Annotated in this window: 7 protein-coding genes; all 7 read left to right on the plus strand. The window is 27.1% G+C overall.

The window, feature by feature from the left end:
- Positions 1-259 precede the first annotated feature (259 nt).
- The 7 genes from Q3223_RS06300 to addA all read left to right on the plus strand — a co-directional run bounded on the left by Q3223_RS06300 (position 260) and on the right by addA (position 17,363).
- Positions 260-2,281: an N-acetylmuramoyl-L-alanine amidase gene (locus tag Q3223_RS06300; RefSeq protein ID WP_284181751.1), complete on the plus strand. Its 2,022-nt coding sequence runs from the start codon at positions 260-262 to the stop codon at positions 2,279-2,281.
- Positions 2,282-2,740: 459 nt separating this feature from the next.
- Positions 2,741-4,759, plus strand: a complete 2,019-nt coding sequence (locus Q3223_RS06305; RefSeq protein ID WP_407811784.1) for an N-acetylmuramoyl-L-alanine amidase — start codon at positions 2,741-2,743, stop codon at positions 4,757-4,759.
- A gap of 247 nt (positions 4,760-5,006) precedes the next feature.
- On the plus strand, positions 5,007-6,923 hold the full coding sequence (locus Q3223_RS06310; protein ID WP_407811785.1) for a hypothetical protein: 1,917 nt from the start codon (positions 5,007-5,009) through the stop codon (positions 6,921-6,923).
- Positions 6,916-9,141 carry an ATP-dependent helicase gene (locus tag Q3223_RS06315; protein WP_407811786.1) on the plus strand — a complete coding sequence of 742 codons (2,226 nt, stop codon included), beginning with the start codon at positions 6,916-6,918 and terminating at the stop codon, positions 9,139-9,141. The genes Q3223_RS06310 and Q3223_RS06315 overlap by 8 nt, the downstream gene beginning before the upstream one ends.
- A gap of 110 nt (positions 9,142-9,251) precedes the next feature.
- Positions 9,252-10,082: a PD-(D/E)XK nuclease family protein gene (locus Q3223_RS06320; RefSeq protein ID WP_074179577.1), complete on the plus strand. Its 831-nt coding sequence runs from the start codon at positions 9,252-9,254 to the stop codon at positions 10,080-10,082.
- The gene (gene addB / locus Q3223_RS06325) at positions 10,072-13,539 is read left to right on the plus strand and encodes a helicase-exonuclease AddAB subunit AddB (RefSeq protein ID WP_243192753.1); all 3,468 of its coding nucleotides are present in this window, start codon (positions 10,072-10,074) and stop codon (positions 13,537-13,539) included. Before Q3223_RS06320 ends, addB begins: the two co-directional genes overlap by 11 nt.
- Entirely contained in the window at positions 13,539-17,363 is a 3,825-nt protein-coding gene (gene addA / locus Q3223_RS06330; protein ID WP_407811787.1) for a helicase-exonuclease AddAB subunit AddA, read from the plus strand. Before addB ends, addA begins: the two co-directional genes overlap by 1 nt.
- Positions 17,364-17,404 lie beyond the last annotated feature (41 nt).

Consider the following 17,404-nt stretch of genomic DNA (forward strand, 5'->3'; position numbering starts at 1 on the left):
TGTTGTATAAAATTTAATAAAACTACAATTATTATATGTTTTTATTTGTCTTTTATAGATTTTTTTGGCAATAAATGATATAGTGGATATAATTAAATATATTAGATATATTTAATTTTTTTATTTTTTGTGTTTTATAAGTTTATTTTTTATATAATTATTTATAATTTTGGGTAGATACACTTTGATATATTTTTAGAATTTAAATCTATAAAACAAAATAGAAATTTATATTAAGTAAGGAGATTAATAAATTAATATGAGAAGAAATGCGAAGTTATTAACAACAGGAATTCTTTCAATGGCAATTGTTGCACCGACAATGGCATTTGCCACTGAATCTAGTGCTATGGAAAATAATGCAGATTTAAATATAAGCTTAGAGAAAAAAAGTATAGTTTTAGGTAGTACATCAAAAGTTAGTGTTAAATTTAAAGAAAAGCCAGATGCAGACAGTATTACATTAAAATATAAATGTTATGACATGCCATTAGATACGACTATAAATTACAATAAATCAACTGGAGCATATGAAGGGACTATCAATTATAATAAAGACCCAGAATATCAAAATGTTTGGGAATTACAAGGTATAATAATAAACAGTGAAAATAATCCGAAGACTTTAAACAAACAAGACTTGGAAAAGATGGGACTAAATTTAAAAGACTATAATGTAACACAAGAATGTATAATTGAAGACATAACTTCGAGAAAAGATGTAAGTAAATACTTGAGAAAAACTTCTGCACCTATCACAGAACTTACAGGAAGTGATAGATATGAAACAGCAGTTAAAATAAGTAAAGAAGGCTGGAAAAATGGTTCAGATAAGGTAATTATAATAAGTGGAGATGTAAGTATTGATGGGATTATATCAACTCCATTAGCGACTACGTATAATGCACCTATACTTTTGGTTGAAAAAAATAATGTGCCAGATAGTGTAAAATCAGAATTAAAACGTCTAAATCCTAAAGATGTAATTATAATTGGAGATGAAAACTCCATTTCTAAAACTAGTGCTAATCAGATAAAAACAGCTGTAAATGCTAGTCAAACACGTCTAAGTGGCTCTAATAGATATGAGACATCTCTATTGATAGCAAAAGAAATAGATAAAAATCACGATGTAGATAAAGTGTACATAACGAATGCTACTGGTGGAGAAGTGGATGCACTCACTATAGCAGCAAAAGCAGGTCAAGATGAGCAACCGATTATATTAACTGATAAAGATAGTATTACAAATAATACATACAAATGGTTGGAGAGTGAGAACTTACAAAGTGCTTATTTTATAGGTGGTCCTCAAATGATATCAACAAATGTCATCAATAAAATAAATGATATAACGAAGGATAGTGTTACTAATAATAGAGTATATGGAGCAGATAGACATGAAACAAATGCAAATGTAATAAAGAAATTCTATACAGAGGATGAATTAGAAGCTGTGTTAGTAGCTAAATCGGATGTACTTGTTGATGCTTTAGCAGCAGGTCCATTGGCAGCTAACTTAAAATCACCAATACTTATAACACCAAAAACGTATGTGTCTGCATATCATAAAGAGAATTTAGAGGCTAAATCAGCTAATAAGGTATATAAAATAGGTGGTGGATTGACTTCCAATGTAATGAACTCTATAGCAGCATCACTATCTAAACATAATACAACTCCAACAGACCCAGATAATAATACTGGTGCTAAGACAGTTATGATTGACCCAGGACATGGCGGTTCGGATAGTGGAACAACAGGAAAACCATTAGGAGGTATTAAAGAAAAAGATTATACTTTAAATACTTCACTTGCAACTACTGAATATTTACGTTCAAAAGGTATAAATGTAATTATGACTAGAGACACAGATAAAACTCTATCACTTGGAAATAGAACTGCTTTATCTAATTCTTTAAGACCAGATTTATTTACAAGTATACACTATAATGCGTCTGATACAACTGGAAATGGTGTGGAAGTATTTTATAAACTTGAAGATAAAAATGGTGGAACTACCAAAACTTTAGCTACAAATATATTAAATAGAATTTTAGAAAAGTTCAATCTAAAAAACAGAGGTGCTAAGACGAGAGCACTATCAACTGATGCAACAAAAGATTATTTATATGTTTTAAGAACAAATGACATGCCAGCAGTACTTGTAGAATGTGCGTTTTTAGATAATGAAAAAGATATGAGTTTATTGAATACATCAAGCAAGGTAAAGGAAATGGGTACACAAATTGGTAAAGGTATAGAAGAGTCACTAAAATAGTCTAAATGAGAATAATTAAAGGTCTTAATATAAAATAAATTATTGTATTAAACTTAGACTAAGTCTACAAAATAAAATATAATTGTATTAGTAAGAAAGGCTATATATATACTGTTGCATATAAGTGCAAAATAGTGTATATATAGCCTTTTGTAGTTAAGTATAATATAAAAACATTCATATAGACCAAGAATATTATTAGCTATTAAAAATGGTGATATTTGCCTATAAAATACGATTAAAATTAAGGTATTCTGTGTTATTATTTGTTTTTTATGGATTTTTATTGTAATAAGTGATATAGTGAAGATAAATAAATGTATCTAATACGTTTATTTTTTTATTAATTTATTTTTATAATTTATTTATAAATTATTTATAATTTGGGAAGATACACTTTGACATATTAAAAAATTAAGAAGATTAAATTAGAAATTTATTTTAAATAAGGAGATTGATATGAAAAGAAATACAAAATTATTAACAACAGGAATTCTTTCAATGGCAATTGTTGCACCGACAATGGCATTTGCCACTGAATCTAGTGCTATGGAAAATAATGCAGATTTAAGTATAAATTTAGAGAAAAAAAGTATAGTTTTAGGTAGTACATCAAAAGTTAGTGTTAAATTTAAAGAAAAGCCAGATGCAGATAGTATTACATTAAAATATAAGTGTTATGATATGCCATTAGATACGACTATAAATTACAATAAATCAACTGGGGTATATGAAGGGACTATCAATTATAATAAAGACCCAGAATATCAAAATGTTTGGGAGTTACAAGGTATAACAATAAACAGTGAAAATAATCCGAAGACTTTAAACAAACAAGACCTGGAAAAGATGGGACTAAATTTAAAAGACTATAATGTAACACAAGAATGTATAATTGAAGACATAACTTCAAGAAAAGATGTAAGTAAATACTTGAGAAAAATTTCTGCACCTATTACAGAGCTTACAGGAAGTGATAGATATGAAACAGCAGTTAAAATAAGTAAAGAAGGCTGGAAAAATGGTTCAGATAAGGTAATTATAATAAATGGAGATGTAAGTATTGATGGTATTATATCAACTCCATTAGCAACTACATATAATGCACCTATACTTTTGGTTGAAAAAAATAATGTGCCAGATAGTGTAAAATCAGAGTTAAAACGTCTAAATCCTAAAGATGTAATTATAATTGGAGATGAAAACTCCGTTTCTAAAACTAGTGCTAATCAAATTAAATCGGCTGCAAATGCTAATCAAACACGTCTAAATGGCTCTAATAGATACGAGACATCTCTATTGATAGCAAAAGAAATAGATAAAAATCATGATGTAGATAAAGTATATATAACAAATGGTAAGGATGGTGGAGAAATAGATGCACTTACTATAGCAGCAAAAGCAGGTCAAGATAAGCAACCAATTATAGTGGCTGACAAAGATAGTATTACAAATAATACATATCAATGGCTAGAGAGTGAGGATTTACAAAGTGCTTATTTTATAGGTGGTCCTCAAATGATATCAACAAATGTAATTAATAAAGTAAATGATATAACGAAGGATAATGTTACTAATAATAGAGTATCTGGTGCAGATAGACATGAAACAAATGCAAATGTAATAAAGAAATTCTATACAGAGGATGAATTAGAAGCTGTGTTAGTAGCTAAATCAGATGAACTTGTTGATGCTTTAGCAGCAGGTTCATTAGCTGCTAGCTTAAAATCACCAATTCTTATAACGCCAAAGACGTATGTGTCTGCATACCATAAAGCTAATTTAGAAGCTAAATCGGCTAATAAGGTATATAAAATAGGCGGAGGATTGACTTCGAAGGTAATGAATTCTATAGCAGCATCACTATCTAAACATAATACAACTCCAACAGACCCAGGAAATAATACTGGTGCTAAGACAGTTATGATTGACCCAGGGCATGGTGGTTCAGCACCTGGAAATTCATTTGGAGGAATGATTGAAAAAGATTACAATTTAAATACTTCACTTGCAACTACTGAATACTTACGTTCAAAAGGTATAAATGTAATTATGACTAGAGATGCAGATAAAACTGTATCACTTGGAAGTAGAACTGCTTTATCTAACTCACTTAAACCAGACTTATTTACAAGTATACATTACAATGGTGATAATAATAGAAAAGGTCATGGAGTAGAAGTATTTTATAAACTTAAAGATAAAAATGGAGGAACTACTAAGACTGTGGCTACAAATATATTAAATAGGATTTTAGAGAAATTTAAACTTACTAATAGAGGTATAAAAATAAGAACTCTAGACGATAACCCTGCAAAAGATTATTTATATGTTTTAAGAACTAATAATGTGCCAGCTGTACTTGTAGAATGTGCATTTTTGGATAATGCTAGTGACATGAGTTTAATAAACTCTCCAGCAAAAGTAAAAGAAATGGGAACACAAATAGCTAAGGGAATAGAAGAGTCATTAAAGTAATTATAAGTAAAAATATTTGAAAGTTTAATATAAATTTATAATTGTAAATTTACATTAAAGCCATAAAATGAAATATAAGTGTATCAATATCAAAGACTGTATATACATTGTTGCATATATGAATGCAAGACTCTGTATATATAGTCTTTTTTGTAGTTAAATGCAATAATTTGATTGTATTTTGTAAAATACACAATATGATATAATTAGATAATATACACTTAATTTAATTGAGGAAGGTGATTATGTGGAATATTTACTTGAAAAGAGTGGTTTAAAAGAATATAGATATGAACCTTTAAATAAATACAGAGAAATATTAGAAAAAAACTATAATAATTCAAGAAGCATTATACTATTAGTTCCAAATAATAATACAAAAATAAGATATGAAAGGTTTTTAAATTTAGATTACAGTGAAGAGTTGAAAATAACAACATATATAGGTTTTGTAAAAAAAGAATTATTGAAGTATTGGCCACTTATAATAGAAAAATGTAATGAAATAAATAAAAAAACTGTATCTCCAACATTTATATCAAACAGCTTAAGTGAATATTTAATAGTACAGAAAGTTAAGGAAAAAAGGATACAAGAAGGTTACTTTGAAGATATTACAGGAACAAATAAATCAATAGCAAATAGTATAATGACTAATATAAACAAAGCAGCATTCAATTTAACTGACTTTGATTCTATAGGAGAAAAAATATATTCATCAAAGAAAAATAGAGACAGTATATACAGATTTTCATACACTCAGATGGATGAAATTATATCGTATTATATAAATTCATTACTATCAAATTCAATTTTAGATAATGCTTTAAGTGTATATCTATATAATCAATATCTGCTTACTGATGATTTTTATATAAAAAACTTATTTAAAGAAGTAAGATATATAATAGTGGATAGCCTTGAAAGTTCAAGTAATGTAGAAGTTGATTTTATTGCAAAAGCATTAGACAATGTATTAGAAAGTTATATATATATTGACTATAGCAAGGATTATTCTGTATTTAACAATATAGATATAGACTATATAAATGAAAAGATAATATCAAAAATTAACTCACAAGAAAAAGATAAGATTAAGAAGAAGAGTATTAAAATAGAGGATTTATATTTATTAAATGCAAAAGTAGAATTGAATCAATCAAGCCAACTGTACAATGAAATGTTAGATTTAATAAGTAATAAAATTATATCTCTTATAGAAAGTGGGGTATCTCCAAGAGATATAGCAATTATATCTCCTATAAATAATACTATATTAGAGTATCAAATTAGGGATTCTTTGATAGAAAAAAACATAGATGTTTTTAATACTAAAAAAGACAAAAAAGCAATAGATTATCCTTATGGAAATGCCCTTGTAGTGGCTACTTGCATATTTTATGGGTATTTAGATTTTATAAAAGAGGATGAATATTTAAGCTTTTTAGAAACTCTTTTAGAAATAAATCGGATAAAAGCATTTAAACTTTTCAATGAAACAAGAAATTTAAGTATTGATGATATAGATGGATATAGTCAGTACTGTGATATTTTACAGTATATTGAAGATAAGAAGAAAAGTGATATAAAAATACATGAATTTTTAATTCAGTTCTATATAGATAAAATGCTAGGTTTAAAAGAAGGTAAAAAGAACGTTGGGTTATGTAAAAAGATAATAACTGAAAGTGAGTCTTTTAGTGAAAGTATAAATTTACTTGGTATGAGAGAAGAAAAAATATTTATAGAAGCTTTAAAGACTACAATAAACGATTATTACTCTGTTGTTGATATAGAGGAGTTGAAATCCAAAGATAAAATAGTAATAACTACTCCTTATTCATATATATCATCAAATATAGATAGAAGTATACAAATATGGGTAGATATAGGAAGCAATGCTTGGAATATGAAAATAGAAAAAGATATAAGTAATTTAATTGTACTTAGAAAATCTTTTGAGGAAAAAAAGGTTTATACAAATGAAATGGAAGAATATTATAAGAAATATTATCTATACAATACTGTATATAATTTATTACTAAATGCAAATAAAATTTATGCATATAAGAGTGAGTATACTATTAACGGATATATTCAAGAAAGTATGTTATATAGTATACTCTTAAAAATCTCACATAAAGGAGATAAGAGTTATGATTAATATAAATTATAGAGAAGATCAGATACCGATAATAAATTATGAAGCTGGTACTATGGCAGTACCAGCAGTACCAGGTGCAGGAAAAACATTCATAATAACAAACTTAGTAGCGAAGCTATTACTTGAGCAAAGGCATAAAGGAGGCAAGATATTAGTTCTTACATATATGAACAGTGCTGTAAATAATTTTAAAGGTAGAATAAAAAAGATTCTTGAAGAGAACAAAATAGATGATATTAGCTCATATGAAGTAATGACCATACATAGTTTGGCTGTAAAGATAATAAAGGAAAAACCAGAAATTGTAATGTTAAGTGAGGATTTTAATATAGCTGATGATTTACAAAAAAATATTATATTAAATGAATGTATAAATAGATTTAGATTTGAAGGAGGAGAAAGAGGTTTTAGATGGTTTCTAAAGGAGCAAAAAGATGAGCATTGGAAGGAAATAACTCTTGAGGCTTGGGAAAGAGGTTTTTTTGAATTTGCAGTAAACGCAATAAGTGAGCTTAAGTATAAGGGGATTTCTCCAGATAAACTTGAGGAAATATTGTCAAGAGGACACAAAGGAATGCTTAAAATTATTTTACCAATATATAAATTATATGATAGGAAGTTGAAGCAAAATGGATTACTAGATTATGATGACATATTAATTTTAGCAGAAAAAACTTTGACATTAGATGAAGCACTTAGAAAGAAATTTCAAGTTAGGTACAAATATATTTTTGAAGATGAATGTCAAGATTCAAATGAAATTCAAGGTAATATAATAAAAATTATATCTAGTGAAAACAAAAATTTAGTTAGAGTGGGGGATATAAATCAGAGTATAACAGGTACATTTTCATCATCAGACCCTAAATTTTTTAAAGAATTTATAAATAACTCAGATTTCTGTTATAGGATGAATATGTCAAATAGAAGTTCAGAAGATATACTTAATTTAGCAAATACTCTTGTAGATTATGTTACAAAGGAATTTAAACAGGAAGAATGTAGACATGCTCTTGAAGATATGCAAATAAAGACTGTTCCAAATGGAATGGGTTATAAAGAAAATCCTAGCCCAGAACATTACAATATAAATGTAAAGTGGTATAAAAGCTGGAAAAATGAAATAGAGCAAACTGCCAAATATGTTAAAGGGATAAAAAATAAATACCCAGATAAGAGTATAGGTATATTAGTTCCATTTAATGAGCAAGTTACACAAGTTGCTAAAGAGCTTAGAGAATACAATCTATCTTTTGAAGAATTAGGTCCAAATTCCATGAGTAAGAGGAAAATTATAAACAACATAGCATCTATTATTGATTTTATGCTACATTGTGATGATATAGAAAAGTTAATAGATGTACTTGATAAGGTTTTTATAAATACTGATAATGGAGCAGAGAAAAAAACTTTCTTAGAAGTAATAAAAAATTATTCAACAGAAGAAATTATCTACAATTTTGAATTTAGTAAGATAGAGACTGATTTAATCGAAATTAATGAAGAAAGTGATATATATATAAGTTTCAAAAGAGGAATAGATATTATAAAACATATATTAGAATATCCAGTAATAAGGTTAGACCTATTAGTTTTATTTATTGGGAAAAAACTTAATTTAGAAAAAGAAGATAAGGCTATACTTGATTATATATCTTTTTATATAAAGTATCTAGTATCAGAAAATATACATATGGATTTAGAAGATGTATATAATTTATTGTTTGATGTAAAAAATAAGGTATTCAATCACATAATAGATGTAGTATATGAAATAAATGGATATGAACCAGAACCTGGAAGTATAACATTATGTAACTATCATAAGTCAAAGGGGATGGAGTGGGATTGTGTGTTTTTATTAGGTCTTATTGAATATAATTTCCCTGACAATATCAATCAAAAATTTCAGAGTGATAAATGGTATTTAAAAGAAAAATACAAAAATCCTATGGCAATTATTAAATCAGAAATCGAGGCTATATTAAAAGGAAGTATCTCAACTGACTATGCTCATAAAACTAAGATTGATTCTATAAATGAAAAAATTAGGCTTTTATATGTAGGAATCACTAGAGCAAAGGAAATGTTAATACTTTCGGGAAGTGCTTATAGAGATGAAAATGATATAGGGAATAAAAGAAAAGAGCAAAAACCAAGTATATACTTAAACAGATTGAACCGACATATTAGTGAAAAGAGGTTGAATAACTGTTAATATATAATAAGTTTGATTGATATATTGTTTAAAATATTGATTGAAAAAGTTAAAACAATAGATAGTAGCAAATAGCTATTAAAAATAAAGTTAAGAGAGAAGTGATATGAGTGAATGATAAATTAAAATATTTTTCTTATAGTCAAAATTCAATTAACACATATAAATCATGTCCATTGAAGTTTAAATATAAATATATTGATAGAATAAATTGGAAAAATGATGATATTGGCAGTAGAGAGTATTATGAAAGCTTAAAAACAGGAAGAGATTTTCATTTAATTTGCGAAAGGTATTTTAGTAATATACCCCTTGGAATCTATTTTAATGATGAGGATAAAAATGGCAAAAAATTTTTAAAATGGATTGAAAATATAAAAAAAGTTGTCCCTATTAAAGAAGATAAAATATATCTACCAGAGTATGAAGTAAGGATGACTTTAAGAGGAGATACACTACAGGCAAAGTATGATTTAGTTGTAGTTGGAAAAGATGAGATAGAGATATGGGATTGGAAAACTGAGTCTAGAAAGATTGACTATAAAAATGTAGAAAATAGAATACAAACAATTGTTTATATGTTTTTAGCAAAAGAAGTAATCCCAAAAGTTTTAAAAATGGACATAAATGTTAAAGATATAAATATGAAATACTATCAACCTGAATTTGATGATTTACCAATCATCATTTCATATGATGAAGAAAAGCATGAAACAAATAAAAATAAAATTCAAACTTATATAAATATGATAAAGAATACTAATTATGAAGAACATACATACGAAGACAATCTATACAATGATATAGAAAAGGTATATAATAAAGAAGAACGTATGTGCTATAGAAATAAGAACCATTGCAAGTATTGCGAATTCAATAAATTATGCAATGATAAAGAAATAGATTATAGTATTTTGGAGGCGGAAATTTATGGGACTTAGGTTTATATTAGGTAGAGGTGGAAGTGGAAAATCTACTTATATGCTAGATGAAATTAAAAGAGAAGCTCAAAGAAATGAAATAACATCAATTATACTTTTAGTTCCAGAACAATACACATTTGAGGCTGAAAATAGAGTAAGTAAACTATTTTTAGGAAAAGAAAAAGATAAGTATCTAAGAGTTAGAGTGCTTAGTTTCAAAACACTAAGTAATATAGTTTTTTCTCAAGCAGGAGGATTAACAGATGTAAATATAAATTCTAGTGGAAAAGCAATGATGGTATATAGAGCGATTGAAGATGTAAGTGAAGAATTAAATGTATTTTCAAAGTCAAAGTCACAATCTGGTTTTGTAAGTTCAATTACAGATATGATATCGGAAATGAAACAGTACAATATAAGTCCTGAAATGTTAGAAAATATATCAGGAGAATTAGATAATGAGACTTTAAGCCTAAAATTAAAAGATATAAGTAAAATATATAATTCTTTTGAAGGAAAATTACATGAAAATTATGTAGATGCTCAAGATATGTTAACTTCATTGGCAAATAGGATAGAATTAAGCAGTTATTTAGATGGAGCTTGTGTTTATATAGATGAATTTACAGGTTTTACACCAAATCAGTACAATGTGATAAAGAGCATATTAAATAAAGCTAAAAATGTCAGTATTTCTTTAACTGTAGATGACATTAATTATATTGGATATAGTAAAGCAGATGTATTTTCTAGAACTAAATTTACTTATTCAAAGTTAACTCAATTGTGTAATGAAGAGGGGATAAAAATACTTCCACAAGTAAATTTGAATACAGGTGTTATAAAAAGATTTGAAGAAATCAAAGAATTACAACACTTAGAAAGATTTTATAATGCTTATCCATATAAAACATATTTAAATCCAACTGAAAATATAAAGATAAAAGAGTTTAATAATTTATATTCAGAGGTAGAAGAAATAGCTAAAGAAATTGTACATTTAGTTAGAGATAAGAATGTTAGATATAGAGATATAACTATAGCCACAAGAGATTTAAATAGATATGATTTTTTAGTACACTCTATATTTAATGAATATAATATACCAAATTTTATAGATAAGAAGAGAGAAGCAAAAAGTAACCCGATAGTTATTTTAATTATTTCAGCCTTAGAAATGAAGCATAGACGATATGGATATGAGACCATGTTTAGATATTTAAAAAGCGGACTTATAGGAATTGATAATAATGATATAAATTTACTAGAAAACTATGTACTAGCTAATGGAATAAAAGGTAAGAAATGGTTTGATGAAAAATGGGATTATAGAATAACACAGAGTCTTTCTAGTGAAGAAAGTGACTTTGAACTAGAATTAAAAGATAAAATAAATGAAATAAAAAATAGAGTACTAGAGCCAATAGTTACTTTACAAGAAAAACTAAAAGGGAAAAATAGGGTAAAAGAAATATGTAAGTATATATATGAATTTTTACTGGATATAAATATGCCAGAAACTATAGAAAGTTTAATAGTAAATTTTAAAGATAAAGGAGAACTTGATGTTGCCAATCAATACTCACAAGTTTGGGATATAGTAGTGGATGTACTAGACCAAATGGTTGAGCTTATGGGTGACGAAATAATTTCTTTAGAAAAATTTATAAAGCTAATAACTTTAGGTTTTGATGAATACGAATTAGGATTAGTTCCTCCTAGTATAGACCAAGTACTTGTAAGTAGTGTGGATAGAATGAAAAATCCAAATACTAAGTATTTATATCTAATTGGAACTACTGATGGTATATTTCCTCTAATTACAAAAGATAGTGGGATATTAAGTGATAATGATAGAGAAAATCTTGGAAGTAAAGGAATTGAAGTTGACATTGATAGTAAAACTAGAAGTTTTGAGGAACAGTTTCTAGTATATAAGGCTCTTACTTCTACATCTGAGAATTTAATCATAACATATCCTATATCTGACCATGAAGGTAAAACTCTTAGACCATCAATAATTATATCAAGACTTAAAAAGATATTTCCAAATATAGACAACAAAAGTTATTTAGTAGAAGAAGATAAGCAAAATGATGAAGATATACTTAAAAAAATAACTGTTAAATCACCTACATTTAATGAACTTATAAATGTAATAAAAAATTATGATAATGATAGTTACAATAAAGAAGATATTAATAGTATTTGGCTAGATATATATAGATACTATCTAAAGGATGAAATGTATAGTTCGATAACAAAGAAAGTTATAAAAGGCCTTAGTTATACCAATCAAGTCCATAAGATTGAAGAAAAAAAGATAAGGTCGTTATATAAAAGTAATTCTCTTAGTGTATCTAGGCTTGAAAAATATGCAGAGTGCCCATTTGCTTATTTTATACAGTATGGTTTAAAAGCTAGAAAACGTAAAGAATATTCATTTACACCACCAGATTTGGGAACTTTCATTCACAATATTTTAGATAGATTTTCAAAGGAGCTTTCACAAGATAGTTTATCTTGGAGAGACATTGATGAAAAGTATATAGAATTAAAGATAGGTATAATAGTTGATGAAATAATTTCAAAGATACCAGGATATATATTAAATAGTTCTGAAAGGTATAAATATCTTGCATATAGATTAAAAAATATGTTGACAACTGCTGTAGATATAATCAGTCAACAAATAAAACAAGGTTCATTTGAGCCAATAGATTATGAAGTTAATTTTGGAAGAGATGGAAAATATCCTCCTATAAAAATAGTATTAGATAATGGAGAAGAAGTAAATCTAATTGGGCAAATAGACAGAGTTGATGAATTTAAAGAAGGAGAAAATAAATATATAAGAATAGTAGATTATAAATCGGGCAATAAAGATATAAGTTTGACAGAAATATATTATGGTCTACAGTTGCAATTACTTGTGTATTTAGATGCAATTCTTGACAGTGTAAAAGGAGAAGATGTAAATATAAATCCAGCTGCAATATTATATTGTAGAATAAATAACCCAATAGCGAAATTTAATGAAGATAAAGATGATGAAGAAATACAAGAAGCAATACTAAAAGAACTTAGAATGAAGGGGCTTGTAATAAAAGATTCTCATATAATAAAAGAAATGGATAAATCATTAATAGATGGAGAAAGAAAAAACTCTTTAGTAATACCAGTAGGTCTTACAAAGGATGGAAATGTAGGCAAAAGCACATCAACAGTAACTTATGAGGAGTTTAAATTACTTAGAAATTATGTAAAACATGCTATAAAGGATTTATGTGAAGATATGTTAAGTGGAGAAATCTGTATAGCTCCATATAAACACAAAGATGGAACATCATGTGATTTTTGTGATTATTCAGCTATATGCCAATTTGATTCAACTATGAAAGATAATAAATATAAAAATTTAAATAATAAGAGCAATGAAGAAATAATAAAACTGATGAAAGGAGATGTTAATTAGTGAGTTCTCCTAAATGGACAAAAGAGCAATTAGAAGTCATAGAAAGTAGAGATTGCAATTTATTGGTTGCAGCAGCTGCTGGGTCAGGAAAAACAGCAGTGCTAGTTGAGCGTATAATTCAAATGATAACAAGTAGGGAAAATCCAATCGATATAGATAAGTTATTAGTGGTTACATTTACTAATGCTGCTGCATCAGAGATGAGAGAGAGAATAGGTGATGCTATAGGAAAATCACTAGATGAAAATCCAGAAAATAAACATTTACAAAATCAACTGGTTCTATTAAATAAATCTAGCATTACAACAATACACTCATTTTGTTTGGATGTTATAAAATCAAACTTTCATAGAATAAATTTAGACCCAAATTTCAGAATAGGAGACCAAACTGAATGTGCTATTTTGAAACAAGAGGCAATAGAAGATGTATTTGAAACCTTGTATGAAGAAAGAAATGAGGGATTTTTAAATTTAGTTGAAAGTTATGCAGAAAGAGGAGGAGACAAGGAAGTACAGGATATTATTTTAGGAATATATTCATTTGCAATGGCTTCTCCTAAACCTAAAAAATGGTTGCTTGATTCAGCAGAGAGATTTAATATTGATGAGGACTTTGATTTTTCACAATCTATTTGGGCTAGAGCTATATTAGATACTGTAAAAATAGAAATTAATGGTCTTTGTTTAAATATGGAAAAGGCATTAAAAGAAGTTGAATCAATAGCAGAATTAGAAACCTTTTCAGAAAAGTTAGCTATTGAGTATAAAAAAATAGTAGGTATTTCAGAAGCGTGTAATAAGTCCTGGAATGAAGCATATAAAAAGATGGCAGCTATGTCTTTTGAAAACTATGTAAAAGGAGTAAAAAGGATACCAAAAGATGCTCCTTCATATATAAAAGAATCAAAAGAAAAAGCAAAGGCTATGAGAGATAAGGCTAAGAAATCTTTAGAAAGTATAGTAAATGCTACATTTAATAAAGATAATGACTCTATTAAAGAAGAAATAAAATATCTTTATAATATAGTCAAGCCTATATCTAATATTGTACTGAGATTTGAAGAGGAATATAGTAATAAGAAAAGTGAAAAAGGAATAATAGACTTTAATGATATAGAGCATTTTGCCTTAAATATACTAACCAATATGGATGAAGAAGGCAATATTGTACCTTCTGATATAGCAATGGGATATAGAAAGAAGTTCTATGAGATATTTATAGATGAATATCAAGATAGTAATCTAGTACAGGAAGTGTTGCTTAAAGCTGTGGCTAACACAGAAACACCAAATAGGTTTATGGTTGGAGATGTAAAGCAGAGTATATATAGATTTAGACAGGCAAAGCCAGAATTATTTTTACAAAAATACAATAACTATAATGATAAAAAGGGAACTTCTCATAGAAAAATAATGCTTTATAAAAACTTTAGAAGTAGGGAAGAAGTTGTAGATGCTGTAAATTATATATTTGAAAATATAATGAATGAAAATATAGGAGAAATTGAATATACAGAAAAAGAAAGGCTCAATTTGGGGGCTGATTTTAAATTGGATACAGATGAAGCATCTATTATTGGCGGAGCAACAGAAGTACATCTTATACAAAAAGATAATAAACTTGATGATGATACTATAAACAATAAAAATGATAGTGATAATAATGAAGACAATGAATTAGAAGAAGAAAAATTAGATAATATACAACTTGAGGCCAGAATGGTTGGAAAGATTATTAAAGATTTAATGAGAGCTAATGAAGAAGGAAAAATCCAAAAAATCTACGATAAGGGAATTGACGGATATAGACCTGTGGAGTTTAGAGATATAGTGATTCTTTTAAGAGCAACATCAGCATGGGCTCCAGTGTTTGCAGATGAATTGATGAATATGGATATACCAACATATGCCGATGTTGGAGTGGGATATTTTGATACCATTGAAATAAAAACTATATTATCATTACTTCAGATAATAGATAATCCAATACAAGATATACCACTTATATCTGTATTAAAATCTCCTATATTTGGATTTACACCAGAGGATTTGATTGATATTAGAATTCAGAATAAAGATAAGACTTTTTATGAAGTTTTAGAAAGTACATCAGAGTATGATGATTTTATAGATTCTCAAAATGAAAATAAGTCTGAGTTTATTCCAAGTAAAGAATGTATAAGTAAAAGCAAGGATTTTTTCGTTAAATTAAGGGATTTTAAAGAAAAATCAATGTACATGAGTACTGACGAATTTATTTGGTATTTGTATACAAAGACTGGATATTATGCTTATGTTGGGGCATTACCAGGTGGAAGTCAAAGACAAGCTAATTTAAAAGTATTGTTTGAGAGAGCAAAACAATTTGAAGAGACTAGTTTTAAGGGAATATTCAACTTTGTAAATTTTATAGAGAAATTAAAAAAATCTAGTTCTGATATGGGAAGTGCAAAGACACTTGGAGAAAATGCAAATGTTGTTAGAATAATGAGTATTCATAAAAGTAAAGGATTAGAATTTCCAGTAGTTATATGTTCTGCAATGGGTAAAAACTTCAATACTCAAGATTTTAAAAAGAGTATCTTATATCATCATAATTTAGGGTATGGACCTCAGTTTGTGGATTATGAAAGAAGAATATCTTTTCCAAGTATAGCCAAGGAAGCATTAAAAAGTAAAATAAATATAGAAAATCTATCAGAAGAGATGAGAGTTTTATATGTTGCATTTACAAGAGCAAAAGAAAAATTGATTATAACAGGTTCTACTAGAAATGTACAAGATAGTATAAAACGATGGGCAAATGGAATTGAAGGTCTGGATACAATATCACAATATGAGATACTAAAAGGTAAAAATTTTCTGGATTGGATAATGCCTTGTGTATTAAAACATAAAGACTTATCTAATTTATTGGAAGATGTAGGTTTAGATGCAGTCTTTAATGTTGACCATAATTCAAAATGGTATGGAAGACTATGGAATAAGAATGATGTCTTAATAGAAAGAAAGACTAATGAAGAAAATGAAAGTATTGAAGAAATCCTTGAAAAAATAGATGTAGATAATCCTGATAGCAATTATTATACTGAAATAGAAGGAAAATTAAATTATGTATATCCATATGAGTTTAGCACAAGAAAACCTGCTAGTATATCTGTCACAGAAATAAAAAAAATACAAAACAACTATGAGGAAGAGTTAATAAATACTATATTTGAACAAAAAGTAACACTAAAAAAACCTCTATTCATTCAAAATGATGAAGAAAGAGAAAAGATTAATGGAGCAGAAAGAGGTACTATAGTCCATTTGGTTATGGAAGTTTTAGACTTAAAAAAAGTAAATAGTGTAAATGATATAAAGTCACAAATACAAGGCTTTATTTCAAAAGGTGTAATAACAGAAAAACAGGCTAGTATAGTAAATCCATATAAAATATATAAATTCTTTGCTTCAAATATAGGCAAAAGGATGCTGAATGCTGAACTTATAAATAGAGAAAAATTCATTTATGCACAAGTGAATATGAAAGATATTTATATTTATGAAGAATTAATAAAAAATGATGATAAAAAACTCTATGATAAAGAAAGTGTCATGTTAAGAGGTATAGTTGATGCTTATTTTGAAGAAGATAATCAAATAGTTTTAGTTGACTATAAAACAGACTTTGTAAATGAAGAAAATATAAATCAAATAATAGAGAAATATAAAAAACAATTAGATTTATATGCAGATGTTATTGAAACTTTAACAGGGAAGTCAGTAAAAGAAAAATGTATATATTTATTTGGTGTTGATGAAGCTGTTTGTTATTAGTTTTTTTATATAAATTAAACATAAAGATAGAGGAAGGGGAA

Source organism: Clostridioides sp. GD02367 (genome assembly GCF_045900275.1).
GTDB lineage: Bacteria > Bacillota > Clostridia > Peptostreptococcales > Peptostreptococcaceae > Clostridioides > Clostridioides difficile_A.

Bases quoted from the DNA above. Each gene is read 5' to 3' on its own strand.
- Q3223_RS06300 (WP_284181751.1), top strand. From the start codon at position 260: ATGAGAAGAAATGCGAAGTTATTAACAACAGGAATTCTTTCAATGGCA.
- Q3223_RS06305 (WP_407811784.1), top strand. From the start codon at position 2,741: ATGAAAAGAAATACAAAATTATTAACAACAGGAATTCTTTCAATGGCA.
- Q3223_RS06315 (WP_407811786.1), top strand. From the start codon at position 6,916: ATGATTAATATAAATTATAGAGAAGATCAGATACCGATAATAAATTAT.
- addB (WP_243192753.1), top strand. From the start codon at position 10,072: ATGGGACTTAGGTTTATATTAGGTAGAGGTGGAAGTGGAAAATCTACT.